The organism is Nocardia sp. NPDC049707, assembly GCF_040674855.1.
Classification (GTDB): Bacteria; Actinomycetota; Actinomycetes; order Mycobacteriales; family Mycobacteriaceae; genus Nocardia.
This window is the reverse complement of record NZ_JBFANN010000034.1, coordinates 43,344-69,823: the sequence shown is the minus strand read 5'-3', so window position 1 is coordinate 69,823 and position 26,480 is coordinate 43,344. Positions and strand designations below refer to the sequence as shown.

Sequence of the window (26,480 nt, the reverse complement as noted above, 5' to 3'; positions counted from 1 at the left end):
TGTTCGACTACCAGGAGCCACGAGCATGTTCCGCACCATCTCGACCATCGCCACCGCCGTTGCCTGCACCGCCGTCGCGGCGTGCGGCACCACGACCGAGGCCACCAGCGGGAGCCAACCGGCCACCCACATCAGCACCGCCTACGAACTGCCCGGTGATCGCGTCTACCCGGAGGGCATCGCCGTCGATCCCCGCACCGGTGACACCTACGTCGGCTCATACGCCAACGGTGCCGTCTACCGCGCGACGCCCGGCGCCGCGCGGGCCGAAATCTTCCTGCCCGAGGGGGCCGACGGCCGCACGACCGCCAATGGCCTGAAGGTCGATGCGGCAGGGCGGTTGTGGGTTATCGACTCGTCCGCCGGGGTCGCGGTGTACGACACCGGCAGCCGGGCGCTGATCGCCCGCTTCGATGTCACCGGCACCGGACCGAGCCTGGTCAACGATCTGGCCATCACCCCGGATGGCAGCGCATATCTGACCGACAGTCTGCGGCCGGTGGTCTACCGCGTCACCCCGGAGCAGCTCACCGCCGCGGTGGCACACGGCGGAAAGTCGGATCTGACAGCACAATTCGACCTGAGCACCACCATCAGCCCGCATGCGCCGGACGCATTTACCCTGAACGGCATCGTGTCCGACGATTCCGGTCGTTATCTGCTGATCGTCGACATGAACGCCGGTGCGCTGTATCGCGTTGCGACCGCCGCGAATTCGCCGGACCCGGTTAGCAAGGTGACCATGCGCGGCGCCGATCTGAAACATGGTGACGGGCTGGAATTGCACGGCAGCACGCTGTGGGCGGCCCAGAATGCCAGCAACACCATTACACGCTGGAAGATCACCGATGACGGCGCGACCGTCGAGCTGGAACGCACGGTCACCGATGAGTCGCTGCGCATTCCCACCACATTGGTGCGTAGTAATGATCGAACGCTGGTTGTCTCTTCCCAATTCGATAAGGGCGGGCCGATGGGGCCGGGCACCCCGACCATGCCGTTCAGCGTCCTGACGGTCGACGGAATCTGATCCGAACCGCCGATTCCTGCAGCGTGTGGTGGCCATCGGGCAATTCGCCAGATGACAACTTGATCTAAATCGCAACGAAACGCCCGCACCCATTGCAGGTTTGCCGCCGCGGTGACGTAAGCTCGGCCGACTGATCGGGCACGAGGCTGAAGTGGCGACCTTCGGCCGAGTGTCATACGCTTCGCCGCGGAGGAAAACCGCCTCATGGAGGGACAATTGACCACTCCGATCCAGGGCGATGTCGGAACCGGCGGATCACAAAAGGTTCCACTGTCGCAGCTGATCCACCTGATGGCCGAATATCAGAAGCTCGGCACGCACCGACAGACCTTTCTACCGGCGCCGGCGAGCGATACCTTTGTGCGCGGCTGTGGGATCGTCGCGGGCGGGTTCATGACTGTCGCGATTATCTGTGTCACGGTGGGGGCATATTCCGGTGCGCTCGCCGTCGGCCTCCTTGCCCTGGTGCCCGGGGCGATGGCATTCCTGCGCGGGCGGCGCAATCGGCGTCACCGCGCGGCGCGGCTGGATTTATTCGACTTCGGCATGACCGTGTACCGCTCCGGTGAGCAGGTGGCCGGATTCCGTTGGAACACCGCCGAAGTGCGCCAGCAGGTCATCCCGTTCCAGAATTCCGCCCCCACCGAGTACTCGCTGCGAATGTCGGGCCCCGACGGTGCCGAGGCCGCATTCGACGACACCCTGTTCGGCGACGCGCGCGACTGGGGCCGGGCCATCCAGTCGGCCATCACCCTGGCCCAACTCCCCCGTGCCGTCGCCGCCATCGATGACGGCGCGACCGTCCATTTCGGCGAAATCGCCCTCGACCTGACCGCGCTCTATTTCCACAGCCGGGCCTACACCTGGGAACGCATCCAATTGATCGACGCCCGAAGCGGTCTGGTCCGCATGAAGGTGGACGGCAGCTGGATCTCCCTCACCCCCGTCGGCCAGGTCCCCAACTTCTACATCTTCAACGAACTCGCCGAACGCCTACGCGTCGCCGCCGCCGCGGAGTTCGCCGCCGAATCGGCCGCAAACGAACCCGCGGATCCCGAACCCTCGACCGTCGAACCGGTCGCCGAACCCGATCCGGCCGCACCGGTGGTCGACAGCGCACCCGAAACAGTCGCCAACGAACAAATCGAACCCCCAAGGACCGACGGGAACGGCAAAGCAACCGACCGCCCCAAGCAAGACCTGAGCACCGCATCGAATTGGCGTACGCCCCAACACCTTTCGCCGTAGCCCCTTCTCGTGGCCATGATATTCGCGGCCACGTCGAGATAGGTAGATTCCGATTTATGTTGGTGGGCAAAATAATTCGCTGTACCAATCGCGCGCGGTCGGCTGCCAGCGAGGAGTCGAGCAGCGATCGTGTAGCCCGACCTCGCCGTAACGGCGGTACCGATTTACCCACTTCGAGGCAGACGCACAGGAGATCCCCATCTCGGTGGCCACGTGTGCGATCGGCTGAGTCCTGCACCGCTCGACAAGGCAGCGACGACCTTCAACCGACAGCGGGGCGTTCGCATGATGTATGCGGGCTATCAGCGGCGATCTCCAGCTTGGTCCTTTCCCGACGGAAGCAGACGCTGATAGTGAGTCAGCAGAACCTCCTCGCCTGCGGGAGTGCGATCCATCGCCTGCCCGACAGGCTGGAACCTTGCGAGCTCCAGGCTGCGCTGCGAAGAGTGATTTTCTGTTAACGCTCGTGCGGTCAGCTTTGTTAGTCCGCTCCGAGAGGCGAGCGCGGCGGCTAGTTCGAGTGCCCCGACGGCGTGCCCCGCTCCCCGCGCTTCGGGATGGAGCCAGAAACCCTAGCCGTAGAGCCGGGTCAGTCACCCTCCGGTCTCGCCCGGCCGGACCGCGGAAAGGCCGAAGGCCGGTCCACCAATGGTGGACCGGCCTTCGGGTCTAAAGGTGTTGCCAGGAGGCTGGACTCAGAAGTCCATGCCGCCCATGCCACCGGTCGGGTCGCCGGCGGGAGCGGCGGCCTTCTCCGGCTTGTCGGCGACGACGGCCTCGGTGGTCAGGAACAGGGCCGCGATGGAGGCCGCGTTCTGCAGGGCCGAACGGGTGACCTTGACCGGGTCGGCGACACCGGCGGCCAGCAGGTCCTGGTACTCGCCCGAGTCGGCGTTCAGGCCGTGGCCCGCCGGCAGGTTCGACACCTTCTCGGCGACAACGCCGGGCTCGAGGCCCGCGTTGAAGGCGATCTGCTTCAGCGGAGCCGACAGCGCGACACGCACGATGTTCGCACCGGTCGCCTCGTCACCGGAGACCTTCAGGTCGTCCAGCGCCGGAGCCGACTGCAGCAGGGCCACGCCACCACCGGCGACGATGCCCTCCTCGACGGCGGCCTTGGCGTTGCGCACGGCATCCTCGATGCGGTGCTTGCGCTCCTTGAGCTCGACCTCGGTCGCGGCACCGGCCTTGATCACCGCAACACCGCCGGCCAGCTTGGCCAGCCGCTCCTGCAGCTTCTCCCGGTCGTAGTCCGAATCCGAGTTCTCGATCTCGGTGCGGATCTGCGCGACGCGGCCCTTGATGGCCTCCGCGTCACCCGCGCCCTCGACGATGGTGGTCTCGTCCTTGGTGATGACGACCTTGCGGGCCTGGCCGAGCAGCTCGATGCCGGCGGTCTCCAGGGAGAGGCCGACCTCTTCGCTGATGACCTCGCCACCGGTCAGGATGGCGATATCGGCGAGCTGCGCCTTGCGACGGTCACCGAAGCCCGGCGCCTTGACGGCGACGGACTTGAAGGTGCCACGGATCTTGTTCACGACCAGGGTCGACAGGGCCTCGCCCTCGACGTCCTCGGCGATGATCAGCAGCGGCTTACCGGCCTGGATAACCTTCTCCAGCAGCGGCAGCAGGTCCTTGACGGTGGAAACCTTGGAACCGACGAGCAGAATGTACGGGTCCTCGAGGACCGCTTCCTGACGCTCCGGGTCGGTCACGAAGTAACCCGAGATGTAGCCCTTGTCGAAGCGCATACCCTCGGTGAGCTCCAGCTGGAGTCCGAAGGTGTTGCTCTCCTCGACGGTGATGACGCCTTCCTTGCCGACCTTGTCCATGGCCTCGGCGATGAGCTCACCGATGGACGCGTCGCCGGCCGAGATACCGGCGGTGGCGGCGATCTGCTCCTTGGTCTCGACCTCCTTGGCGGTCTCGAGCAGCTTGGTGGTGACGGCCTCGACGGCCTTCTCGATGCCGCGCTTCAGGCCGAGCGGGTTGGCGCCGGCGGCGACGTTGCGCAGGCCCTCACGTACGAGCGCCTGGGCGAGCACGGTGGCGGTGGTGGTGCCGTCGCCCGCGACGTCGTCGGTCTTCTTGGCGACTTCCTTGACCAGCTCGGCGCCGATCTTCTCGTACGGGTCCTCCAGCTCGATCTCCTTGGCGATGGAAACACCATCGTTGGTGATCGTGGGGGCGCCCCACTTCTTCTCCAGGACAACGTTGCGACCCTTGGGGCCCAGCGTCACCTTGACCGCGTCGGCGAGGGCGTTCAGACCCCGCTCGAGGCCGCGGCGAGCCTCTTCGTCATACGCAATTGTCTTGGCCATGGCGTTGTTGAGATCCTCCATGTGTATGGCTGACACACAGGACGATCGCAGGTTGGATCGCCCCATTTACGCTGGCCAGGTTCGGTGCCCGCGACGGACGACCGAGGGTGTCGATGGAACCCGGTCTCACCGTCCCGACCTGGCACTCACACGTCGAGAGTGCCAAGCCCTTTTTAGCACTCAGGGGTACCGAGTGCAAGGTCCGCGCCTGGCAGCTCGGCGCCGGTCGAACCTGCTCAGGCCGAGCTGCGGTCGTCCACCCGGAGGATCAATGCGACGAACGCATCGGCCCGACGCTGTTCGGGCGTGCGTGGTTCACCCCCATCGACCGTTACGAGTTCCGCATCGTTCAGCAGCAACTCCGCCTCCACCCGCATGATCGCCCGAATGAACGGCGGCGCGACATCGGGCGGCAGGTCGCCGTTGATGACATAGCTGCCATCGGGTTGCGATTCGGTGGAGACATAGGTCAGCGCACGCTCGAGATCAGCGCGTCGTTCCCCCGCGACTAGGTCGGAATCCATGTCATCCGCCATTGCTATAGCGTACCGGGGCACCGGAGCAGCCCATTCCCGACAGGCCGACCAGTCCAGAATCCGCGGCACGGCCCAGCTCGCGCCATGAGCAAACCGCTGTCCGCCAACGGCTTGGCGATCCACGTGGCGCAGTACTCGGTCGGAGCCGACCTTATGGTGTCCAGGTGAGTGAAAGTCCCGGCTGGAACGCTATCGAGGCCGCATTGGAGCCGCTGTACCACGACATCGCACCCAGCCATTGGGGGACACGGGTCCCCTGGTCGCTCGGCGGGCCCGATCCGCTGGATGGCATCAGCGCCTATCCGCGCACGGAACCGGTCCCACACTGGCACTACATCAGCTATGGCATGACCCAGCTGTATGGGAAGGAATGGGATAGCCCGGATAAATCGGGTTGGGGATTCGAGTTCACCTTCCGGCTGCTGCGCACCCCGGCCGATGCCGAACCACCGGTCTGGCCCGCGAAATTCCTGCAGAATCTGGCCCGGTTCGTATTCCAATCCGGAAATTGGTTCGCGCCTGGTCACACCATCAAGTCGAACGGCCCGATCGCCGCGGACCATCCGGATTCGGATATCCACGCCGTCGCCTTCACCGTCGACCCGGAACTCGGCGCCATCGACACACCGCACGGACGCTTGCGGTTCCTGCAGATCGTCGGCCTGACCATGCCCGAGTACCGGGCCGCGCAGGGCGGGCACACCCAGGCTGTCCTCGACCAACTCGCGCCACGGCTGCCGCTGTTGGTCACCGATATCGATCGCGGACCACTCGTGGCGGAACCGAAAGTCAAAGCGGAATGGCCGCGCTGGGGCGGGGGGCTGCGCGGGCGGGCGTAGATTTCGGCATGCTGGAAGAGCTACGAACCCGAAGGGGGACGCCGGTGCCCGCATTGCCGTTCGACTCGCTCTATCGACACGGGTTCGCGCGGGTGGCGGTCGCGGTGCCGCGGGTCCGGGTCGCCGATCCCGCGTTCAATGTCGAGCGGACAGTCGAACTCGCTCGGCAGGCGGCCGCCGACGGCGTGGTGCTGACGATTTTTCCCGAACTCGGACTCGCGAGCTACACCGCCGACGATCTGTTCCACCAGGATGCCCTAGACGATGCGGTGGCAGCGGCAATCGAGCAGGTGGTCGCGGCGAGCGCGGATATCGACACGGTGCTGGTGGTCGGTGCGCCGGTGCGGACGCAGGGTCGGCTTTTCAACTGCGCGATCGCGGTATGCCACGGCGCCGTGCTCGGTGCCGCACCGAAGAGCTATCTTCCGAACTATCGCGAGTTCTATGAGAAGCGCCAGTTCGCGGCGGCGCGCGAAACTTTGGACGACCACATCACGATCGCGGGTCAGCGGGTGCCGTTCGGTTCCGATCTGCTGTTCACCGCGACCAATCTCGACGGCTTCGTCTTCCACGTGGAAATCTGCGAGGACGGGTGGGTTCCGCTGCCGCCCAGTGGATTTGCCGCACTGGCCGGTGCGACGGTGCTGGTCAATATGTCGGCGAGCAATATCGTCATCGGCAAGGCCGATTACCGGCGGGCGCTGTGCACCTCGCATTCCGCGCGCTATCTGGCCGCCTATCTGTATTCGGCTGCGGGACACGGTGAATCGACCACCGATATGGCCTGGGACGGGCAGGCGCTGGTGTGCGAGAACGGCGACCTGCTCGTCGAGGGCGAGCGGTTCAGCGATCAGCCGCAGTTGATCACCGCCGATCTCGACTTGCAGCGGCTGGCCGCGGATCGCATCCGCACCACCAGTTTCGCCGACAATGTGCATGATCACCGCGACCGTCTGGCCCGACTGCGGCGCATCGAGCTGGAGTTGCCGGTCCCGTCGAGCGTGGTTGCTTTGCGGCGCGAAATCCAGCGCTTCCCTTACGTTCCCAGCGATCCGGCCGCGCGCAACGAGCGCTGCGCCGAAGTGCATCACATCCAGGTCGAGGGCCTGAGCACCCGCCTGCGCGCGACGGGCAGTCAGCGGGTGGTCATCGGTGTCTCCGGCGGATTGGACTCCACTCAGGCGCTGATCGTGGCAGCCAAAACCATGGACCGGCTCGGGCTGCCACGCACGAATGTGCTGGCCTACACCATGCCCGGCTTCGCGACCAGCACCCGCACCCGCAGCGACGCGCACGCACTGATGGACGCGCTCGGCGTGACCGCCCGAGAGATCGATATCCGCCCGTCCGCCACCCAGATGCTGCGTGACCTGAATCATCCTGCCGCCGACGACGTTCCGCAGTACGACATCACCTTCGAGAATGTGCAGGCCGGCGAGCGCACTTCGCACCTGTTCCGACTCGCCAACCAGCACCACGCACTCGTGGTCGGCACCGGCGATCTCAGCGAACTCGCCCTGGGCTGGTGCACTTTCGGCGTCGGCGACCATATGGCGCACTACAGTGTGAACGCGTCGGTCCCCAAAACACTGGTCAAATATCTGATCGCCTGGGCGGTCGACACCGATCAGTTCGGACCCGAGGCGGGTCGGGTCTTGTCATCGATCCTACGGACCGAGATCTCGCCGGAACTGGTGCCGAGCCACGATTCCACCGCCCCGAGCCAGAGCTCCGAGGCCACCGTCGGCCCCTATGAACTGCAGGACTTCCACCTCTACTACCTGCTGCGCTTCGGCTACCGTCCGAGCCGAGTCGCCTACCTGGCCCGGCACGCCTGGTCCGAGCGCGATCGCGGTAGCTGGCCGGACCTCATTCCGGCCGACCAGCGCAACACCTACGATCTGCCGACCATCAAACGCTGGCTGGCCGAATTCCTGCGCCGCTTCATCCAGACCAGCCAGTTCAAACGTTCCACCCTGCCCAACGCCCCGAAAGTCGGTTCGGGCGGCTCACTTTCACCACGCGGCGACTGGCGCGCGCCGAGCGACGCCTCCGCCGCCGCCTGGCTGGACGAACTCGCCCGCAACGTGCCGGAGAGCTGAGCCGCGATCACGGGGCAACGCGCGCACGGTGTTCGAGCAGATCCCGGAGCCGCACCGCACCGACATCCCGCGTGTCCGGATGGCCCGCCGCTGCCGTGACCTGGCCGCGTGCGTCGATCGAATGCCGATGACTATCCAGGCAATTCGACGTCGTCCGGCGGCGGACGCGGCCCCGACATTCATGACTGCTCGGCGGCGATCACCGACAGCAGTTCGACCAGATCGGCTTCGGCCTTCACCTTGTCGACGCCGAGACCGGACAGAATTCCGGAACCGTTCTCCTGTTCGAGCAGTGCGAGCAGGACATGTTCGGTGCCGATGTAGTTGTGTCCCAAGCGAAGTGCCTCACGGAAGGTCAGCTCCAGGGCCTTCTTGGCCTCGGGACCGAATGGAATCAGTGCGGGCACATTCGCTGGATCGGCGGGCTGTTGGGCGATAGCCGCTGTCGCCGCGTCCCGGACCACGTCGAGTTTCACCCCTTGAGCCACGATCTCCCGGGCACCGAGGCCTTCCGGTTGGGACAGCAGGGCCAGCACCAGATGTCCGAGGGCGATCTCCGGATGCCCGGAGGTGCGCGCCGCCTCCTGGGAGGCGACCACGATCTTGCGCGCCCGCGGGGTGAACTTCGCGAAGCCCGCATTGGGATCCATGGCCGCGGCCTCCGCCGGATCACCAGGGCCCTTCGGCACGAACCGCTTCTGCGCCGCCTGTTTGCTGACGCCCATGCTGGCGCCGATATCGGTCCACGAGGCGCCGGAGCGGCGGGCCTGATCCACGAAGTGGCCGATCAGATGATCGGCCACTTCGTCAAGATGCCCGGCCGCGACCACTGCATCGGAGAGTTGGTCGAGCACATTGTCCGGACGTGCCTTCTTGATGCCCTCGATCAGATCGTCGAGTCGTACGTTGATTGCCATGCGTCAACCATAGGTTGACGATCCGGCTTCGTCAACCGTTAGTTGACGCTTTCACGGACGTGCCGCACCGTCCGGGACTCGGCCAGTTCCGCGGCCAGCGCAACCACGCCGAATCCTGAGGTGTGGCAACCGAATACGCGTAATCGGCCACCCTGGCACGCCCGCCGCGTCATTCGTGCTGCCCAGCGCATAGCTGAGCGAGTCGTATTCGAGATCCGGTGCGCCGTCGCGGATCACCGGCTTGTGCTCGGTATCGATATATAGGACAGCTTCTCCGGATTGACGATCAAGCGCAGCGCGGTCACCACATCGTCGAGCGTGTCCACGCCCACGACCAGCGCGGGCTCCCCCGCCAACCGCACGACGACCGCGAGCGCGCCGTTGATCTCCTCCAGCACGATCACCATCCCCGGCACTTCCCAGCGGAACAATCCGGCCACATACCGCGCGACCGCGGGCGCACCGACGACCGGCCGCCGAGCAGCCTTGACCTGGCCGCCGCCGTCCGCGGTCGATACGACATCGGCCGCGAGCATCCGCTCCAAAGCCTCGATATCCCCGATCCGCGCCGCGTCGAGGAAACGTGCGATCCGTTCGCGGGCCTGATCGGCCGGAACATCGAAGCGCGGCCGGCCGTCGCGCACCCGGATCCCGGCCCTGCGGAAGATCTGCTGCGAATTGGCCTCGGATATCGCGAGCATGTCCGCGATCTCCCGGTGGGCGTATCCGAACGCCTCGCGCAGCACGAAAACCGCGCGCTCGACCGGGCTCAACCGTTCCAATGCCGTCAGCAGCGCCAGTGAAACCAGCTCGCGCTCCTCCACCGTCTCCAGCGGCCCGAGCTCACCGCGTGCGGTCGGCACCGGCTCGGGCAGCCACGGTCCGACATAGGCCTCCCGGCGGGCCCGCGCCGAAACCAGCCAGGTGCGGCAGAGATTCACGATCGTAGTGGTCAACCAGGCCTCGGCCGAGCGGATCGTGATGCGATCGGTGCCATCCCAGCGCAGGTAGGTCTCCTGTACCGCATCCTCGGCCTCGGTCGCGGAGCCGAGCATTCGATAGGCGAGTGCGAATAGGCGCGGGCGATGCGCCTGGAATTCGCGCAATCCATCCGGTTCCACCGCCACCTTCTTCCGTACTCGGCCGCCGGAGCTGACGGTACCGGTCGGGATCCTCCCGGCCCTCGAGAGTTCGGTGGCCGATCCGATGGTTCGGCCACCCCCGAAAACCCGCCCGAGATCGAAACCCCAGACTCCCAAACCACCAAGCGCCACAAGACTGCTCATTACCGCAGCATTCCCGCGCGGCCTAGACGATTCCTTAACGAATACCAGGTAACCCGCAACAGCGGATAAACGTTCAGTTGGACAGGTCGTCCATCCGACTTTCCTTACCCGGACTACGCAGCCGCAGGCGGCTCGCCCCGCGGATCACCGGCCGCCGCAGTGCGGGCCGTCGCCGCTGCGCGCGCCGCTGGGCCCGCCGTTCGGATGGCTTGTGCTGCCAGGTTTCCGGACGCGCGGCCACCCAGCGCTGTGAATGCCAGGCGAACGGGATATGCCCGAGGTACAGCGCGACCAGCACCAGCAGCAGCACGATCGGAAAGGTGACCAGCGCCGCCGCCGCAAGGGCGGTCAACACCAGCAGCCCGGCTGCGGCCTGCGGCGCCACCGATACCGACTTCATGGCCAGCGTCGGAATCGTGCTGACCGCCAGCGCCGCCGCGAATACGGTCCAGGCCGCGACCTCGTAGTAACCGACCCACCAGCCGTCACCGAACTGCACGTACAACCCGATCGGCACCAGCGCGATCAATGCCGCCGCCGGCGCGGGGACGCCGACGAAGTAGTCGCGCGACCATTCCGGTCGGGTGTCGTCGTCGAGCAGGGTGTTGAACCTGGCCAGGCGCAGCACGATGCTGACCGTGAAAACCAGCGCGATGATCCAGCCCGCGCTATTGCTGTCCAGCAGCGCGATGTAGAGCACCAGACCCGGCGCGACGCCGAAGGAGATGGCATCGGAAAGCGAATCCAGTTCGGCGCCGATCTTGGTGGTGGCGCTCAGCATCCGAGCCAGCCGACCGTCGAGGGTATCCAGGACGGCCGCCGCACCGACCATCGCCAAAGAGATGGCGAGCTTACCGTCCAGAGCGAACTTCACCGCGGACAATCCGGCGCACAGCGCCATGATTGTCACGATGCTCGGCAACAGCCGGATGGTCCGGCGCCTTCGCTGCGGTGTCGGCAGGGCCTGCTCCATCATGAGTCGGTAGACAGTACGGCCAGCACAGTTTCGCCCCCGATCGTGCGCTGTCCGGGTTCGACGAGTAATTCGGTACCCGCCGGGAAATACGTGTCGACCCTCGAGCCGAAACGGATCAGGCCGTAAGTATCGCCGATGGTCAGCTTGTCACCGACCTGCGCGTCGCAGACGATGCGCCGCGCCAGCAGACCCGCGATCTGCACAACCACGAGCTGCGCGCCACCGGCGGTATCGATGACCACGCTGTTGCGCTCGTTCACCGCACTGGCCTCGGGCAGATCCGCCGAACGGAACTGACCGGACTGATGCAGCACGCTGCGCACGGTGCCGGAGATCGGGGTGCGCTGCACATGGACGTCGAGCACCGAAAGGAAGATGCTCACGCGCGGCAGCGGCGCATCGCCGAGGCCGAGTTCCGCGGGCGGAGCCGCGGTATCGACCAAGGCGATCTCACCGTCGGCCGGAGCGACGACTACGCCCGCCCGGTTCGGCGGCACCCGGTTCGGATGCCGGAAGAACGTGGCGCAGGCCGCGGCGGCCAGCAGCCCCGTACGACGCACCCACTTACGCCTACCCCCGATGACCGCCACCGCGAGCGGCGTCGCGACGAAGGGCAGCCCAGCGGGATGCAGCGGGGGAATCGCGGCCCGGACCAGATCGACGATATGGCCGACTCCGGTCGTTTCGGGCGTGCCGGGCGGGGTGGGACGGCGTGCCACAGGCTCCTCTTTCGTGCTCGATGCGACGGTTTGCGCCCCTCAACGATAGGTCGGCGCAAGCGTTCACACCTTACGGGAACCGAGCATGCGGCACGGCGGCGTTTGGGTCAGGCCCGGAGGAGGCAGCACGCGTAACCACGCAGGGCCCGCAAACGCCGCAAATCCAACGCTGCGGCGTTTGGGTCAGGCCCGGAGGAGGCAGCACGCGTAACCACGCGGGGCCCGCGAACTCCGCAAAACCAACGCTGCGGCGTTTGGGTCAGGCCCGCAGGAAGCAAGCATGCGTAACCACACAGGGCCCGCAAAACGCCGCAAAACCAACACCGCGACGTTTGCGTCAGGCCCGCAGAAGGCAGCACGCGTAACCACACAGGGCCCGCAGACGCCGCGAATCCAATACCGCGCTCAGTGCACGACTTTGCGACCGGTGAATAGCTTCACCAGGTACAGCAGAATCACCGCGCCACCGAGGCAGGTGAAGAAGCTGAACCAGTATCCGCCGCCCTCGACGTCGACGCCGAGCAACTTGAGTAGGAATCCGCCTAGTAGACCTCCGACCACACCGACCACAATGTTGAGGAGGATGCCCTGTTGCGCATCCGTCTTCATGATCTTGCTGGCGATCCAGCCGGCAAGACCGCCGATGATGATCCACCCGATAATCCCGAGTCCGAGCATGGTGTCCTCGAATCACTAATTGCGGCAGCGCCGCACCACAGGGCGTACTTCGAGGGTATACCCGCCAAATGTGAGAATACGCACTCCCAATGCGCGCGGCACCAGCTAATATGAGGGGGCCTCATGTCTACGCTGAAGTAGGCGGCCGGCCGATGAGGGACTCATTTCGATGCTTCGGGGTACACCCCGGCGGCGCCGCCGCAGGTACATAGGAGACGCATAATGGCTGCTCGAATCGCCCAGACAACAGGGGCTGAGCACACCGCGATCCTCGGGCTCGGCGTTTACCGCCCCGCTCGAGTCGTCACCAACGACGAGGTGGCCGGACCCATCAACTCGAGTGACGAGTGGATCCGCACCCGGTCCGGAATCAAAACGCGGCGCTTCGCCTCGGAGACGGAGACGATCCAGTCGATGAGTGTCGCGGCCGCGCGCGGCGCACTCGAATCCGCCGGCGTCGAAGTCGATCAGGTCGACTGCGTCATCGTGGCCACCTCCACCCACTTGCTGCTGACCCCGGCCGCCGCGCCGCGGATCGCGACCGAGCTCGGGATGAACGGGACGGCGGCCTTCGATGTCTCGGCGGGCTGCGCCGGGTTCTGTCACGCTCTCGCGCTGGCCTCGGATCTGGTGCGTTGCGGGACCGCGCAGCATGTGCTGGTCATCGGGGTCGAGAAGTTGAGCGCCACCGTCAACCCGGCCGATCGCTCCACCGCATTCCTGTTCGCCGACGGCGCGGGCGCGGTGGTGGTCGGTCCGTCCGAGGAACAGGGCATCGGCCCGACGGTCTGGGGTTCGGACGGCACCCAGCACCATGCGATCCGGCAGGACAAGGACTGGACCGAATTCTTCCGCGAAATCGAGGAGAAGGGCCTGGACGCGGTGCGGCCCTACCTCGCCATGGAGGGTACGGCGGTATTCCGCTGGGCCGCACACTCATTGGAGAAGGTGTGCCGCGATGCCATCGATCGCGCGGGCCTATCCACCGATGACCTGGACGCGATGATCCCGCACCAGGCCAACGGCCGGATCATCGAGATCATGGCCCGGGTGTTGAAACTGCCCGAGCACTGCGCGCTGGCCAACGATATCGAGGAGACCGGAAATACCTCGGCCGCCTCGGTTCCGCTGGCCATGGAGGCACTGCTGCGCAACGGTGAGTCCAAGCCGGGCGACACCGCGCTGCTGATCGCCTTCGGTGCGGGTCTTTCCTACGCCGCGCAGGTCGTCACACTGCCCAACTGGCAGTAACTCAGCCGAGACCCCAGGTGACCTTCACCGTGAAGGTCACCGTCTTGGTGCCCCGGTCCCAGCTGGAACGAATCCGCCGCACCGGCCTTCGGGGTGTTTTCATCGCGGCTGCTGGCGTCGCTGATGGTGATGACATCGGTCAACGTCAACCCAGCCAGCACCGCGCACTGCTCGGCCCGCGCTTTGGCATCGGATGGCACGCGAGCGGCGCCTGCCAGCAGCTTCGAATCGGATCGATCGCGAAACACACGCAATGCCTTGCGATCTCGCGATCAGCGAGGTGCCCGTATATCTCGTCTTCGTACGGCCGGCAGGAAATAGTCCTCGACCCTGTCCGGCCCCGGTAAATCGGAGTTGCCGACGAGCGCGATCGGAAACGCCAGCAGTAGATACAGATCCACCAACCACACGGCGAACAGTCGTCCGAGCGAGGGGAAGGTTCCGTCGTCGGGGCGGATGACGCGCAATCCGAATACGGCCTTGCCGACGGTCGTGTGGAAGATCGCCTGCATACCGACGCGGTCGGCTGCCGACGAGAGCATCCAGAACCCCAGCGCGACGATCGGACTCACACCGAGATGCTTCCAATCAAACCGGGTAGCGGCCTCGACCGAAAACTCGGGACTGACGGCGATCGCCGAGCCGAGCCCGATGCCGAGGTGTAGTGCCCAATCAATGGCGAAGGCCAAGGCTCGCCGGAGCAGGCGGGGTGACGGATAACGAGTGTCTTGTGAGCCACCGTGCCGCACCCCCGCCGATTCGCCAACCGGCTTCATCATCACGCGACCGCGTTCTCGTGTCAGCTCACGCGCCAGAGAAGTCGGTGACGGCGTATCTCGGCCGACTTCACCTTCTGGATTGTTCGTCCGGAAAGTCCACCGCGGTACTGGTCGGGTTTTCGAGAGGTATGCGTATCGAAGGTCACCGCCGCCAGGTCGGGAAATCACTCCGTACTTCGTAGGGTCCCCCGCGAACCACACCTCGGATGTGTTGTGATTGAAGACCTTGCCTATGTCTTTGGGCCACGTGCTCAAGATCAGGGCGGAGACCGGTTGGCCGTTCGGGTCGAGCAATTCCACCCATTCGTAACGCCCAGTAGTGACGTAGTTCATTCGCCAGACAACCCACGGGTTCCTTTTGAGCGCTCGTCGTCTTCTGCGGTTTATCCAGAGCAGAACTCCACCGAAGATGAGACCTACCGTCATTCCGGCAGCGGCAAGGTTCCGGGTAACACCGACAAGCGCCGACAGAGTCGCGGACTCGATCCCCTCTCCACGATCGATCAGCAGGGCAGTCAATGCCAGGCACGCCAAGCCGAACAGAAGCAACGACCAACGAACGAACACCCCGTTCCGCGCCGCTGCCCTGGTCGCAGGACAAGACATCGCAGGGGGAATCCCAGAATCTCCATCGCGGGACATCGCCAACCCTTACAGATCCAATGATGACGGACCAATAGACCGCCTGGGTAATATCCGAAACTCTATCGACGCCGCCATTGCGGCAACCATCGAAAGATATTCTTCGCCGCTATCTACAAACGGCGTAGACAGGTCGATAACCGCGATAGCCGAACCATCCGGCGAGGGAATAACCGCCTCGAGTTGGTATACCTCCTGTTGAGCCTTGGAGGTGTCGTACGCGGGCAGCTCAGGAGTTGGCGCGAGTTTCACTCGGTCTACCAACAGGATGGGTCGCGCCGGTAATTCGACGAACTCGACATTCTTGAATTTCTCACCGGCAGCCCGTCTGCCGGTGAGCACGTCACCGAGTGTCAGCCTTGGATTTCTCTGCTCGCCGTACTCAGTCAACGAAATAGTCAGTGTCGACGAGATTTGCTGCCCACCAGCAGATACGTGCCTGCCGAGGGCGCAGTATACGGTGTTGACCTGCGCGAGGCGGGAAAGAAGGACCCTCAAGGCCTGGAGCACTGCGGGAGCCGCAGAAGTCATTGTGCCAGCGCCTAGCGAACCGAACAGCGAATCCGCTTGAGCAATGGATTCATTGATGGTGCCGAGGGGAAGCTCCATAAAGCCCTGCGGGATGTCGATATTAATTGAGAAATCTACAGAAATTTCAGTTTCTACCATCAGTCGCCTCCGAGCACAGGGTTCAGAATAGCGGACACCGCCTTACCCGAGCGAGCAAAAATATCTACCGTCTCAACACCGGAAACGGACGCATACGGCCCAGCAACGCCGGTGAATTGCAACACTTTGGTCGCGGCACCATTGAGATGCAGTAACTCGGCAGCCTTTGATACCCCGAGACCACCGACGATCTTCGACGACATAAGGGGCTCGTGCGTCAAAGCATTATATGCTGCAGCACCGAACCGTTCACCAACGCGAACTGCCTGCGCGGCATGCGTACCCGCCGCAACAGCCTCACCGCCCTTGAATAGATTCCACCCGACCTTCAATGAGGAAATACCGGCACCTCCGACGGGCGCAATCCCCAGGGAGTCCAGCCCAACCCTTTTCCATGCGTCGAGTTCACCGTTCGCGAGGCCTTGTCGTATTTCCGGATCAGATAGATCGAGTGCTAACAGGCCGCCGGTTGCGGCTGCCGCGACCGCGAACCCGATGATGTCAAAAGGCGGGGGTGTGCAGACGGCGATAACGCTGCCGACCGCAGCGATAATTGAGAGTCCTTGATGGATTACCTCGCGGTGCTTATCGATCCATTCGCCCAGAGACTTTACGGCGTCGGTGATCCTGTCCCAGATGCTCTTGTCCGGCGCGCTGGGCGCGAAATCCTTTGCGGCCGCATCCAGTTCGCTGGCGATCCGCCGGGCCAAGCCGTCATGTGTGCTTTCGAGTTCGCGTGCGCGGCGGATGATCGAATCGACGTTCCCTTCCCACGTGTTGACTGCTGCGACGGCAGCATTGACCTGGGCGGTGGCGGCGTTGAGGCGGGTCTGTGCGGCTTGCAACTCGACTGGATCGGTGAAGGTCATGCTGCCCAGACCCAGGTCTGTGTTCGATCGAGCTTGCTGCAATGTTTGCAGTGCGCTGTTGTACTGCCCTTTGGCCTCGGCGGCTTCGGTTTCCAGGCCGTTGGCGGTGTCCTGGAAGCTCACAAGGTTCGTATGCCATTCGGCGAGGAGTCCGACGGCCTTTTCGAGCGAGTTCTGGGCGTAGCCGAGGTCCTGGGCGAGGGTGGCGTCGAAATGGGCACGGAAAGCATCGCCACCCTCGCCCTGCCAGACGTTGTCGTTGCTGTTGCGGAGGCTGTTCAACAGCTGGTTGGTTTCCTTGACCGCCTCGGCGGCGGTGTCGATCTGCCCGCGCAGCCCCGCCACATCGTCAGGAGCGCCGGGGACGGGGTTGAATCCGAGGTAGGGGTACGGGTTCTGGCTCATACCGCGGCCGACTGTCCGTCAACGGCATTCTTGGCCTGCTCGACCACCTTGGCGAAGGCTTCATCGGTCTGTTGATAGGCATCGAGGCACTGTGCGACACCGTCCGCGGTTGCCTTCGCGGACTCGCCGATCCGTTCGATGCCGAATTTCCACCGTCGTTGGAAGCTGTCGGCGGCGTCGTTGAGAGTCTTGGTCCCGATGTCGCCGTGGCCACCGTCCTTCATCGCGTTCATCGCATCGTTGAGCACCTGCTCGGCGCCGCGCAGAGACTGAACCGTTTTGCTCAACACATCGATGTCTACGTCTAGAAACCCGGCCAACTCAGCACTCTCCTTCATGCGACGTCATGTACATGCCGACCGCCGAGAACCCTGTCCGGTCCGTGTGGACCGTTCAGGGTGGGGTGGAGTCCGGTCGGATCAAGGCACTTGTATCAGTAATGGACGCACCGTCTTTCGAAACGGTTCCATCGAGTCGACATTCTTGTGGCCCGAGGGGACCATCCGGATCGGCACCCGGGATCCGTTGCACCTACTTCGTATCTGCGGGCGCAGCGAAGTCGACCGCAGGTAGCGTTCTCCGAATCGGAATCAGGCCCGGTCCGCATGGTCGGATCGGGCCTGACTCGTGTTCGGTTGGGTATGTGGCCGCCGGCAGCGGCTCAGGCGGCGGCCTCGGCGGCGGCCTCGACCGCGGACTTGATCTTCTCGAGCGTTTCCTTCATCCCGCGCTCGAGCCGTTCCTCGAACGGCGCCTCGCCGCCGAGCGCGGCATCGATCGCCTTGCGGGAGAACCAGCTGGTGCCGTTGGGCACATCGCGGCGTTCGATCAGCCGGGTGCCGGTGGCGGTCGGTTCCAGTGTGTAGCTCCAGATGCTGCGGTTCTCGTTGATCCGAAAGGCGAAGGCCTGGTTGGGCTCATAGCGCACAATGCGCGCGGTGGTCGGCCAGTACTTCTTGCCGTCGGTATTGAGATTGATCGTCCAGGTGCCGGCCTTCGGGGTACCGAGCGCGAGCATCCGCACGCACTGCGGGCTGAACTCGGGCATTCGCTCGAGATCGGCGACGACGGCCCAGACCTGTTCCGGCGGTGCCGCGATCTCGATCGTGGCTTCGATATTTTTCGGCAACCCTGCCTCCGAAGAACTGTGCGACGGACGTCCGTCTAGCACGACTTGACGATTTGGCAATAGGCTAGTCGGCGACTGTTGGAAGACAAATGTGTCACTTTTCGCGATTTGTTTGCCCGGCCTTGTAATGGCGCGCGCACAATGGCAGATAGAGGAAGCATCAGACACTGCCACAAGCGTTTCCGTCCAGCGTGAGGTGATCGGCCGTGAAACTGCGCTCGCTCTTACATCGTCGGCACGCGGATCAGCTTCCGCTGCTGCCGGCCACCGCACTCGCGATCTCCGCTACCCGTGGCACCTCCGCGCCGCGCACCGCCCACCCGTTAGTTCCGGACGAACAACTGGAGCGCCTGCTCACACCCACCGAGTTCGACTTGGTGCGCGAGCATCGCGTTTGACGAGCGTTCCATACTCGAAAGGTGACTGCACCCGCTGCTACGAAGCCGGCCATCCTCAGCGTCGACGACGATCCGGGCGTTTCCCGCGCGGTCGTGCGCGACCTGCGCCGCCGTTATGGGGCCGATTACCGGATTCTGCGCGCGGAGTCGGGCCCGGACGCGCTCGACGCACTACGTGAGATGAAACTGCGCGGCCACCCAGTCGCGGTATTGATCGCCGATTATCGGATGCCGGGCATGGACGGCATCGAATTCCTCGAGCGGGCCATGGACCTGCACCCGTACGCACGTCGCGTGCTGCTGACCGCCTACGCCGATACCAGCGCCGCGATCGATGCCATCAATGTCGTCGATCTGGACCACTATCTGCTCAAGCCGTGGGATCCACCGGAGGAGAAGCTCTATCCCGTCCTCGACGGACTGCTCGAGGTCTGGCGCAGCAACGACCACAAACCCGTCACCGAGACCAAGGTGGTCGGCAACCGCTGGTCGCCGCGGTCGACGGAGGTGCGCGAATTCCTGGCTCGCAATCAGCTGCCCTACCGCTGGTACCTGGCCGAGGAACCGGAAGGTGCACGGCTGCTGGAGGCGGCGGGCGTCGATCCCAATACCTGTCCGGTGGTGATCACCCCGGGTGGTCAGGCACTGGTGCAGCCGAGCGATGGCGAACTCGCCGAAAGTGTCGGGCTGAATACCAATCCGACCGGTGACTTCTACGACCTGATCGTGGTCGGCGGCGGACCCGCCGGACTCGGCGCGGCGGTATACGGCGCCTCCGAGGGGTTGCGCACGGTGCTCGTCGAGCGCACCGCGACCGGTGGCCAGGCCGGGCAGAGTTCGCGCATCGAGAACTATCTGGGCTTCCCGGACGGACTGTCCGGCGCGCAACTGGCCGACCGAGCGCGGCGGCAGGCCGCGAAGTTCGGCGCCGAGGTGATCACCACGCGCGAGGTGGTCGGACTCGAGGTGAACGGGTCCGCGCGGACCGTGCGGTTCGCCGACGGCGGACGGCTCTGCGCGCACACGGTGATCATCGCGACCGGGGTGGACTACCGGCGTCATCCCGCACCCGGCGTCGACGATTTCACCGGGCGCGGGGTCTATTACGGCTCGGCCATGACCGAGGCCTCCGAATGCGTCGACCACGATGTCTACATTGTCGGTGGGGCGAATTCGGCGGGGCAGGCGGCGGTATTCCTGTCCCGCAACGCGCGCACGGTGCATCTGGTGGTCCGCGCGGATACGCTGGAAAAGTCCATGTCGCACTATCTGATCCAGCAGATCGGGCAGATACCGAATATCCGCATCCACACCGATACCGAAGTGATCGCCGCCGACGGCGACGACCATTTGCAGCAGATCGTGCTGCGCAACAACCGGACCGGCGCGGAAGAAAAAGCCGATGCCGAACGGTTGTTCCTGTTCATCGGTGCCGCACCACAGACCGACTGGCTCGATGGCGTGGTGAAGCGGGACGCGGCGGGCTATGTGCTCGCCGGCCCCGATCTGCTCGTCGACGGAGCCAGACCCGCGGGCTGGGAACTGCCCAGACCGCCGCATCACCTGGAGACCAGTGTCCCGGGCGTCTTTGTCGCGGGTGATGTGCACGCAGACTCGGCGAAGCGGGTGGCCTCGGCGGTCGGCGAGGGTGCGATGGCGGTCATGCTCGTGCATCGGTATCTGGCGTGATAGGAGGCTGGACCATGAATTCGAAAGAGACAGCGGATCGCCGCAGTCATCAGGTCTGCGATCCGGTGGAGCTGCGCAGCCTCTTTCTCTTCGAAAAGCTCACCGACGAACAGCTGGAGCTGCTCTGCGCCGATGGCCGCATCGAGATCATCGAACCGGGACTGGTTTACCGCGAGGGCGATCCGGCCACCTGCTTCTACGTGATGATCGAGGGCGAGGTGCAGCTCACCAAGCTCTCCGGCGGCGCCGAGATCGAGATGGTACGCACCGACTATCGCGGCTCGTACGCGGGTGCGTGGACGGCCTATCTCGGCGACAAGGTCGACCAGACCTACACCGGTTCGATGTATGTGACCCGTCGGTCGCGGTTCTTCGTGTTGGATGCGGGCACCTTCGCGCTGATGATGCACGACTGGTTCCCGATGGCCGTGCACCTGCTCGAGGGCGCCTTCTTCGGTAACCGCAATTCCGCCGAGCGGATCGCCGAGCGTGAGCGCCTGCTCGCATTGGGCTCGCTGTCGGCGGGACTGACCCATGAGCTGAACAATCCGGCCGCCGCGGCCGTGCGCGCCACCGCCGGATTGCGCGAGCGGGTCGCGGGCATGCGGCACAAGTTGGCCATGATGGCGCAGGGCAAATTCGATACCGCTTCCCTGGAGGCGCTGGTGCGCTTGCAGGAGGAGGCCGCGGCCCAGGTCGCCAAGGCGCCGGAGCTGACGACCCTGGAGGCATCGGAGCGCGAAGACATCCTCAGCGAATGGCTGGAGGACCACGGCATCGGCGACGGCTGGAATCTGGCCCCGAATTTCGTCCAAGCCGGTTTCGATGTGGACTGGATGGAACGGGTCTCTGCCACCCTGGATGACTGTCCCGACCAGGTGTTCCAGGGTGCGATCCGATGGCTGAACTACACCATCGAGACCGAGTTGCTGATGAACGAGATCGCCGATTCGACGACGCGCATCTCCACCCTGATCGGTGCTGCCAGACAGTATTCGCAGATGGACCGGGCGCCGTTCCAAGTGGTCGACATCCACGAATTGCTGGACAGCACGCTGGTGATGCTGAGCCGCAAGATCGGTGACGGCGTCAAGGTGGTCAAGGAGTACGACCGGACGCTGCCCGAAGTGCCCTGCTATGCCGCGGAATTGAATCAGGTGTGGACCAACCTGATCGATAACGCGGTATACGCGATGAACGGCCAGGGCACGCTCACCATCGGCACCAGGTACGAAAATGATTGCGCCGTCGTCGAAATCGGCGATACCGGCCCTGGCGTGCCCGCCGCGGTGCGCAGCCGTATCTTCGAACCGTTCTTCACCACCAAGCCGGTGGGTGAGGGAACCGGTCTCGGTCTCGATATTTCGTTCCGGATCGTGGTGAACAAGCACCACGGCGAGATCCGGCTGGATTCCGAGCCGGGCAATACCCGATTCACGGTCTGGCTCCCGCTGCGCCGTCCGGAGGAGATACCGGAGTCCAGCGACCGATCCGAAGCCGATGCAGGAGGTCAGTGATGACGCAGGAGTTGGACGGTATCGATCCCACGGTCGCGCCGAGCGGTCCGGGCTGTATGGAATGTGAAGCCGCCCAGGGCTGGTGGGTACATCTGCGGCGCTGTGCGCAGTGCGGCCATATCGGCTGCTGCGACACCTCGCCGGAGCAGCACGCCTCCAAACACGCCAAGGACACCGGACATCCGTTCATCCAGAGCTATGAGCCGGGCGAGGATTGGTTCTTCGATTTCCGCTCCGACGAGATGTACAGCGGTGGACCGGAACTCGCAGCACCGACCCATCACCCGCTGGACCAGCCGGTTCCCGGACCGCGCGGCCGGGTGCCAGCCGATTGGCAGAGCCACATCCACTGACCATCACAGGGATCGTTGGGAAAGACAGAGGGGCCGCACCGCACCGTGGGCTCCATGACAACCGAACGATCGCACCCGGTACCCTGCTCCGGACGCGCCGGAGACTCCGGCGCCGCGAGTTACCGGGGAACGCACGTGATCAAGCGAGTTACCGCCATCGCCCTGGCCACCGGGGCGGTGGCCGTCGCGCTGGCCGGATGTGGCAGTTCGGACGATTCCGACACCGATGCGAACAGTCTGCGCAAAGGCACGACGGGCACCAGCACATCCGCGAGCACGACTTCCGCACGCCCGAGCGGTGCCGCGCCGACCACGGCCGCCGACACACCGACCACCACCAAGACCACGGCGCGCAATTCCTCGCTCGGCCCGGCGTCGAGCACCACCTGCGGTGAGTTCAAGAAGTTGGACAGCACCCAGGAGAAGGAGCTGATCGAGAAGGTCCTCGCGGAGAATCCGGGCAGTGCGTTCGAGGGCAGCCCGAATGTCGCCCTCGGCACCGCCAAACTCGTCTGCCTGGCCCCCACTTACGCAGATACCTCGGTCGCGGTGGCCGCCGGGATCGTCGAAGAAGACAAGTAAGGGCCCGCGCTGCTCGGTCACAGCATCAACGGCACATACACAGAACGCGCGTACACAGCGGGCGGCCGCTGTGTACGCGCGTTCTACTTATGGCGCGACGATCAGGGCTGACCGGTGGCGAACGCGATCACGGCGTCGAGGAACTCCTGACCGCCCATGACGTATCCGCCGATCAGCGCACCGGCCGGGATGCTGATGATCCACAGGAAGGGGATGAAAGCCCCGATGACGGCACCGATGACGATGCCCGGCAGGTTCTTGTTGACCTGCTCCATGAGCCGGTCGTAGGAGCTGATGTCCTTCAGCCCCGCGATGTCCTTCAGCTTCGCGGTGTCCGCCGGGGTCATCGTCGAAGCCAGTGCGACGGTGCGGCCGTCCGCGCTGATCTGCTGGCTCACCGCGATCGGGAGTCCTGCGACCTCGGAGTGCAGCGGCACCTGGTCCACCGTCACGCCGTCGTCGGACTTCAGCAGCACTGCGGCACCATCCGAGGCGAGCTCGAACCGGCCGCTGTCAACCGCCCAGGTGATGGTCTTATCAGTTGGGGAAACCGTTGTGTGGTAGTTGATTCCGTGTGCAACACCAGAAGTCACGTCCCCCTGGGTCACTGCCGCCGGCTGGTCGGTCGCCACGGCGGGCTGCCCATTGGCGGTAGCCGCGGTAATCCCCACCGCGGTGACAGCCATGAAGACAGCAGTAGTGATCTTTCCGAACTTCATTTCTTGAATTCCCTCCACTTTGTTGTCCCGCCCGACAGGGGGCAGGACCAGAACGTTAGCGTGCGGAATTCGTTGTCGCACATCGGGGTTCGTTAATTGCCGAGGTTTAGCCATCCACGGTTTCGCGGATCGATGTGCGATGCAGTCGGGCCACATGAGAGATGCCCCACATTTGCTCGAGCCGCGCTTCTAACTCCGCAACAGTCGCCCGCCATATCGCAAGTGCGCCGCAGGTCCCGGTCGATCCGCAATGGGGCGGCGTGATTGACCGAGGCCAGTGATATCGACTCGGACAGGCGTACCAATTTCCGGGACGGAATTACTGGTCAGAGCACACAGCCGCGATTGCACGTCTGATCGGCGAAATCGAACGACGATCCGAGACCGTTTTCGGTTCCGTGAGTACATTCACAATTTGGATTGCAGGCCGGAAATATCGGATGGAGCCCTCGCCATCGAGGATTTTCCGCGTATCCGCGATCTATCCGACGGTCCGCCGACCAACGGGGGCCGGACGCGGGCAGAATGGCACAGTGACAGAACTGGCGCTCACCGCTCGACTGAATCCCTCCGCCGCGGATGCCAGGCGCGGGGTGGTCCGGTTGCATCCGGAGGCGCTGACCGCGCTCGGCCTGCGGGAATGGGACGGTATCGCGCTGCTCGGGGCGCGCCGCACCGCCGCGGTGGTCGGGGTGGCCCCGGCGGGCACACCGGCCGGGGTGGCACTGCTCGACGATGTCACATTGTCCAATGCGGGACTGCGCGAGGACGCGAATGTGGTGGTCTCCCCCGCGACGGTGTACGGCGCCAAGCAGATTTCGGTGAGCGGTTCGGTGCATGCCACCAGAACCATTCCGGCGGCGACGCTGCGGCAGGCGCTGCTCGGCAAGGTGGTCACGGTGGGCGACGCAGTCTCGCTACTGCCCCGCGATCTCGGCCCGGATATCAGCTCTTCGGCTGCCACCCAGGCACTTTCGCGCACCTTCGGCATCGCGTGGACCACCGAGTTGCTGACCGTCACCGCGACCGATCCCGGCGGCGCTCCGGTGAGTGTGCAGCCGAATACCGCGGTGGTCTGGGGCGCGAGTGCGGTGGCGGCCCGGGATTCGGCCGATCGGGCGGCGGCCGGGCTGCCGGCACCGGCGGGTGAGGCCGCGCGCGCGGCCGCCGAGGCCGCGGCGCTCGCCGCGACCAACGGGGCGGGCGCGGGTTGGACCGAGACCGTCGGCGAGTCGGCCATTGCGGTCGAGGATCTGACGGGTGCGCACGGGCAGGCGGCGAAACTCCAAGAGTGGCTCAGCCTCGCACTCGACGAACCGGAGCTGCTGAAGGCCCTCGGCGCCACACCACATCTCGGGGTCTTGATCACCGGGCCGGCCGGGGTCGGCAAGGCCACGCTGGCGCGCGCGGTGGCCGCGCCGCGGCGCATCGTCGAACTCGATGGTCCGACGGTCGGTGCGGCCGAAAGCGGTGCGCGGTTGCGCGAGGTCGCCGCCGCGGTGGCCGAAATCGGTTCCGGGCGAGGCGGAATCCTGCTTATCACCGATATCGATGCACTGCTGCCCGCACCGGCCGAACCGGTCGCCACGTTGATCCTGGATCAGCTGCGCGCGGCGATGGCCGAGCCCTGCGTGGCATTCCTGGCGACCACGGCGCATCCGGCCGGTATCGATCCGCGGCTGCGGGCACCGGATCTCTGCGATCGCGAGCTCGCACTCACGCTGCCGACCGCCGCCATCCGCAAAGCGCTGCTGGAGCAGCTATTGCGCAAGGTGCCGACCAAAGATTTGAAACTAGAGGAAATCGCCTCGCGCACACCAGGTTTCGTGATCTCGGATCTGGCCGCGCTGTGCCGGGAGGCAGCGCTGCGCGCGGCTTCGCGGGCCAGTAAGCAAAACTCGGAACCGGAGCTGACCCAATCGGACCTGCTCGGCGCGACCGAGGTGATCCGGCCGCTATCGCGCTCCGGGACCGAGGAACTCGCGATCGGCAGCCTCAGTCTCGATGACGTCGGGGACATGATCGAAACCAAAGAGGCGCTCACCGAAACCGTGCTCTGGCCGCTGCGTCACCCGGATTCGTTCGCCCGTCTCGGTATTCATCCGCCGCGCGGCGTACTGCTCTACGGTCCACCGGGTTGCGGCAAGACCTTCCTGGTGCGCGCGCTGGCCGGGACCGGTCAGCTCAGCGTGCACGCGGTCAAGGGCGCCGAATTGATGGACAAATGGGTCGGGGCCTCCGAGCGCGCGGTGCGCGAATTGTTCCAGCGCGCCCGCGATTCCGCGCCCTCGCTGATCTTCCTGGACGAGGTGGACGCGCTCGCGCCGCGCCGCGGTCAGAACAGCGACTCCGGTGTCGGTGACCGCGTGGTGGCGGCGCTGCTCACCGAACTCGACGGCGTGGAACCGCTGCGCGATGTGGTGGTGCTCGGTGCGACGAATCGTCCGGAACTGATCGATCCCGCACTGCTGCGGCCCGGCCGATTGGAACGGCTGATCTTCGTACCACCGCCCGATGGCGACGCCCGACTGGAAATCCTGCGGGCCGCCGGGAAATCGGTGCCGCTCGCCGCCGATGTCGACCTGGCCGCACTAGCCGCCGACCTGGACGGCTACTCTGCGGCAGATTGCAGTGCCCTGCTACGTGAAGCCGCACTGGCCGCGATGCGCCGCGATGTGGACGCCGCCGATGTCACCGCCCGGGATGTCGCGGCGGCCAGGGCGGTGGTGCGTCCATCGCTCGACGCCGAGCAGGTCGAGTCGCTGCGCCGGTACGCGGATAGCCGCCGATAGCCGTTGCCGAGCAAACACCCCGGTGATCACTGCC

General features: G+C 65.1%; 24 protein-coding genes and 2 pseudogenes. 11 read left to right on the top strand and 15 right to left on the bottom strand.

The window, feature by feature from the left end; translation table 11 throughout:
• Positions 1-25: 25 nt before the first annotated feature.
• The gene (locus AB0J29_RS26395) at positions 26-1,030 is read left to right on the top strand and encodes a superoxide dismutase (protein WP_364791624.1); all 1,005 of its coding nucleotides are present in this window, start codon (positions 26-28) and stop codon (positions 1,028-1,030) included.
• Between the two features lie 216 nt (positions 1,031-1,246).
• Positions 1,247-2,278, top strand: a complete 1,032-nt coding sequence (locus AB0J29_RS26390; RefSeq protein ID WP_364791621.1) for a DUF6585 family protein — start codon at positions 1,247-1,249, stop codon at positions 2,276-2,278.
• Positions 2,279-2,371: 93 nt separating this feature from the next.
• Here the strand turns inward: AB0J29_RS26390 and AB0J29_RS26385 are convergent.
• The 4 genes and pseudogenes from AB0J29_RS26385 to AB0J29_RS26370 all read right to left on the bottom strand — a co-directional run.
• Positions 2,372-2,572, bottom strand: a pseudogene (locus AB0J29_RS26385) (leucine zipper domain-containing protein); the annotation flags it as partial.
• A gap of 8 nt (positions 2,573-2,580) precedes the next feature.
• A pseudogene (locus AB0J29_RS26380) lies at positions 2,581-2,838 on the bottom strand (GNAT family N-acetyltransferase); the annotation flags it as partial.
• A gap of 135 nt (positions 2,839-2,973) precedes the next feature.
• Positions 2,974-4,599: a chaperonin GroEL gene (groL, locus tag AB0J29_RS26375; RefSeq protein WP_364791618.1), complete on the bottom strand. Its 1,626-nt coding sequence runs from the start codon at positions 4,597-4,599 to the stop codon at positions 2,974-2,976.
• Positions 4,600-4,835: 236 nt separating this feature from the next.
• Positions 4,836-5,135 carry a DUF222 domain-containing protein gene (locus tag AB0J29_RS26370; protein ID WP_364791615.1) on the bottom strand — a complete coding sequence of 100 codons (300 nt, stop codon included), beginning with the start codon at positions 5,133-5,135 and terminating at the stop codon, positions 4,836-4,838.
• A 164-nt stretch (positions 5,136-5,299) separates the two neighbouring features.
• On the opposite strand from AB0J29_RS26370, the gene AB0J29_RS26365 reads away from it, so the two are divergent.
• On the top strand, positions 5,300-5,974 hold the full coding sequence (locus tag AB0J29_RS26365; protein ID WP_364791612.1) for a suppressor of fused domain protein: 675 nt from the start codon (positions 5,300-5,302) through the stop codon (positions 5,972-5,974).
• A 44-nt stretch (positions 5,975-6,018) separates the two neighbouring features.
• A complete protein-coding gene (locus AB0J29_RS26360) occupies positions 6,019-8,076 on the top strand; it encodes an NAD(+) synthase (protein WP_364791609.1) in 2,058 nt (685 codons plus the stop codon).
• Between the two features lie 179 nt (positions 8,077-8,255).
• On the opposite strand, the gene AB0J29_RS26355 is transcribed toward AB0J29_RS26360, so the two are convergent.
• The 5 genes from AB0J29_RS26355 to AB0J29_RS26335 form a co-directional block, all read right to left on the bottom strand.
• A complete protein-coding gene (locus AB0J29_RS26355) occupies positions 8,256-8,993 on the bottom strand; it encodes a Clp protease N-terminal domain-containing protein (protein ID WP_364791606.1) in 738 nt (245 codons plus the stop codon).
• A 233-nt stretch (positions 8,994-9,226) separates the two neighbouring features.
• Positions 9,227-10,114 carry an RNA polymerase sigma-70 factor gene (locus AB0J29_RS26350; RefSeq protein ID WP_364791695.1) on the bottom strand — a complete coding sequence of 296 codons (888 nt, stop codon included), beginning with the start codon at positions 10,112-10,114 and terminating at the stop codon, positions 9,227-9,229.
• A gap of 238 nt (positions 10,115-10,352) precedes the next feature.
• A complete protein-coding gene (locus AB0J29_RS26345) occupies positions 10,353-11,255 on the bottom strand; it encodes a phosphatidylcholine/phosphatidylserine synthase (RefSeq protein WP_364791603.1) in 903 nt (300 codons plus the stop codon).
• A complete protein-coding gene (locus tag AB0J29_RS26340) occupies positions 11,252-11,974 on the bottom strand; it encodes a phosphatidylserine decarboxylase (RefSeq protein WP_364791600.1) in 723 nt (240 codons plus the stop codon). The genes AB0J29_RS26345 and AB0J29_RS26340 overlap by 4 nt, the downstream gene beginning before the upstream one ends.
• Positions 11,975-12,379: 405 nt before the next feature.
• On the bottom strand, positions 12,380-12,652 hold the full coding sequence (locus AB0J29_RS26335) for a GlsB/YeaQ/YmgE family stress response membrane protein (RefSeq protein ID WP_364791597.1): 273 nt from the start codon (positions 12,650-12,652) through the stop codon (positions 12,380-12,382).
• A 222-nt stretch (positions 12,653-12,874) separates the two neighbouring features.
• Here AB0J29_RS26335 and AB0J29_RS26330 point away from each other — a divergent pair, with 222 nt between their 5' ends.
• Positions 12,875-13,903, top strand: coding sequence for a beta-ketoacyl-ACP synthase III (locus tag AB0J29_RS26330; protein ID WP_364791594.1), 1,029 nt, complete (start codon positions 12,875-12,877; stop codon positions 13,901-13,903).
• Between the two features lie 272 nt (positions 13,904-14,175).
• Here the strand turns inward: AB0J29_RS26330 and AB0J29_RS26325 are convergent, their stop codons facing one another.
• The 5 genes from AB0J29_RS26325 to AB0J29_RS26305 form a co-directional block, all read right to left on the bottom strand.
• On the bottom strand, positions 14,176-15,249 hold the full coding sequence (locus AB0J29_RS26325) for an RDD family protein (RefSeq protein ID WP_364791591.1): 1,074 nt from the start codon (positions 15,247-15,249) through the stop codon (positions 14,176-14,178).
• Positions 15,250-15,333: 84 nt separating this feature from the next.
• Positions 15,334-15,993, bottom strand: a complete 660-nt coding sequence (locus AB0J29_RS26320) for a hypothetical protein (RefSeq protein WP_364791588.1) — start codon at positions 15,991-15,993, stop codon at positions 15,334-15,336.
• Positions 15,993-17,267 carry a hypothetical protein gene (locus tag AB0J29_RS26315; protein ID WP_364791585.1) on the bottom strand — a complete coding sequence of 425 codons (1,275 nt, stop codon included), beginning with the start codon at positions 17,265-17,267 and terminating at the stop codon, positions 15,993-15,995. Before AB0J29_RS26315 ends, AB0J29_RS26320 begins: the two co-directional genes overlap by 1 nt.
• Positions 17,264-17,605, bottom strand: coding sequence for a hypothetical protein (locus AB0J29_RS26310; protein WP_364791582.1), 342 nt, complete (start codon positions 17,603-17,605; stop codon positions 17,264-17,266). The genes AB0J29_RS26315 and AB0J29_RS26310 overlap by 4 nt, the downstream gene beginning before the upstream one ends.
• A gap of 323 nt (positions 17,606-17,928) precedes the next feature.
• On the bottom strand, positions 17,929-18,396 hold the full coding sequence (locus AB0J29_RS26305) for an SRPBCC family protein (RefSeq protein ID WP_364791692.1): 468 nt from the start codon (positions 18,394-18,396) through the stop codon (positions 17,929-17,931).
• A 206-nt stretch (positions 18,397-18,602) separates the two neighbouring features.
• Here AB0J29_RS26305 and AB0J29_RS26300 point away from each other — a divergent pair, with 206 nt between their 5' ends.
• The 5 genes from AB0J29_RS26300 to AB0J29_RS26280 are packed head-to-tail and all read left to right on the top strand — an operon-like array spanning position 18,603 to position 22,935.
• Positions 18,603-18,794 (top strand): hypothetical protein, encoded by a 192-nt coding sequence (locus tag AB0J29_RS26300; RefSeq protein WP_364791579.1) that lies wholly within the window; start codon positions 18,603-18,605, stop codon positions 18,792-18,794.
• Between the two features lie 21 nt (positions 18,795-18,815).
• Positions 18,816-20,483 (top strand): FAD-dependent oxidoreductase, encoded by a 1,668-nt coding sequence (locus AB0J29_RS26295; RefSeq protein WP_364791576.1) that lies wholly within the window; start codon positions 18,816-18,818, stop codon positions 20,481-20,483.
• Between the two features lie 14 nt (positions 20,484-20,497).
• Positions 20,498-22,000 carry an ATP-binding protein gene (locus AB0J29_RS26290; protein ID WP_364791573.1) on the top strand — a complete coding sequence of 501 codons (1,503 nt, stop codon included), beginning with the start codon at positions 20,498-20,500 and terminating at the stop codon, positions 21,998-22,000.
• Positions 22,000-22,353 (top strand): UBP-type zinc finger domain-containing protein, encoded by a 354-nt coding sequence (locus AB0J29_RS26285; protein ID WP_364791570.1) that lies wholly within the window; start codon positions 22,000-22,002, stop codon positions 22,351-22,353. The genes AB0J29_RS26290 and AB0J29_RS26285 overlap by 1 nt, the downstream gene beginning before the upstream one ends.
• Positions 22,354-22,407: 54 nt before the next feature.
• Positions 22,408-22,935 (top strand): hypothetical protein, encoded by a 528-nt coding sequence (locus AB0J29_RS26280; protein ID WP_364791567.1) that lies wholly within the window; start codon positions 22,408-22,410, stop codon positions 22,933-22,935.
• A gap of 101 nt (positions 22,936-23,036) precedes the next feature.
• Here AB0J29_RS26280 and AB0J29_RS26275 read toward each other — a convergent pair whose 3' ends face one another.
• Positions 23,037-23,654, bottom strand: coding sequence for a hypothetical protein (locus AB0J29_RS26275; RefSeq protein WP_364791564.1), 618 nt, complete (start codon positions 23,652-23,654; stop codon positions 23,037-23,039).
• Positions 23,655-24,187: 533 nt separating this feature from the next.
• Between AB0J29_RS26275 and AB0J29_RS26270 the strand changes: the two genes are divergently transcribed.
• The gene (locus AB0J29_RS26270; protein ID WP_364791561.1) at positions 24,188-26,446 is read left to right on the top strand and encodes an AAA family ATPase; all 2,259 of its coding nucleotides are present in this window, start codon (positions 24,188-24,190) and stop codon (positions 26,444-26,446) included.
• Positions 26,447-26,480 lie beyond the last annotated feature (34 nt).

Excerpts from the sequence above, each read along its gene's own strand:
- AB0J29_RS26395 (WP_364791624.1), top strand. The coding sequence starts at position 26 with ATGTTCCGCACCATCTCGACCATCGCCACCGCCGTTGCCTGCACCGCC.
- groL (WP_364791618.1), bottom strand. The coding sequence starts at position 4,599 with ATGGCCAAGACAATTGCGTATGACGAAGAGGCTCGCCGCGGCCTCGAG.
- AB0J29_RS26370 (WP_364791615.1), bottom strand. The coding sequence starts at position 5,135 with ATGGCGGATGACATGGATTCCGACCTAGTCGCGGGGGAACGACGCGCT.
- AB0J29_RS26355 (WP_364791606.1), bottom strand. The coding sequence starts at position 8,993 with ATGGCAATCAACGTACGACTCGACGATCTGATCGAGGGCATCAAGAAG.
- AB0J29_RS26345 (WP_364791603.1), bottom strand. The coding sequence starts at position 11,255 with ATGATGGAGCAGGCCCTGCCGACACCGCAGCGAAGGCGCCGGACCATC.
- AB0J29_RS26335 (WP_364791597.1), bottom strand. The coding sequence starts at position 12,652 with ATGCTCGGACTCGGGATTATCGGGTGGATCATCATCGGCGGTCTTGCC.
- AB0J29_RS26330 (WP_364791594.1), top strand. The coding sequence starts at position 12,875 with ATGGCTGCTCGAATCGCCCAGACAACAGGGGCTGAGCACACCGCGATC.
- AB0J29_RS26320 (WP_364791588.1), bottom strand. The coding sequence starts at position 15,993 with ATGGTAGAAACTGAAATTTCTGTAGATTTCTCAATTAATATCGACATC.
- AB0J29_RS26315 (WP_364791585.1), bottom strand. The coding sequence starts at position 17,267 with ATGAGCCAGAACCCGTACCCCTACCTCGGATTCAACCCCGTCCCCGGC.
- AB0J29_RS26310 (WP_364791582.1), bottom strand. The coding sequence starts at position 17,605 with ATGAAGGAGAGTGCTGAGTTGGCCGGGTTTCTAGACGTAGACATCGAT.
- AB0J29_RS26290 (WP_364791573.1), top strand. The coding sequence starts at position 20,498 with ATGAATTCGAAAGAGACAGCGGATCGCCGCAGTCATCAGGTCTGCGAT.
- AB0J29_RS26285 (WP_364791570.1), top strand. The coding sequence starts at position 22,000 with ATGACGCAGGAGTTGGACGGTATCGATCCCACGGTCGCGCCGAGCGGT.
- AB0J29_RS26280 (WP_364791567.1), top strand. The coding sequence starts at position 22,408 with ATGACAACCGAACGATCGCACCCGGTACCCTGCTCCGGACGCGCCGGA.
- AB0J29_RS26275 (WP_364791564.1), bottom strand. The coding sequence starts at position 23,654 with ATGAAGTTCGGAAAGATCACTACTGCTGTCTTCATGGCTGTCACCGCG.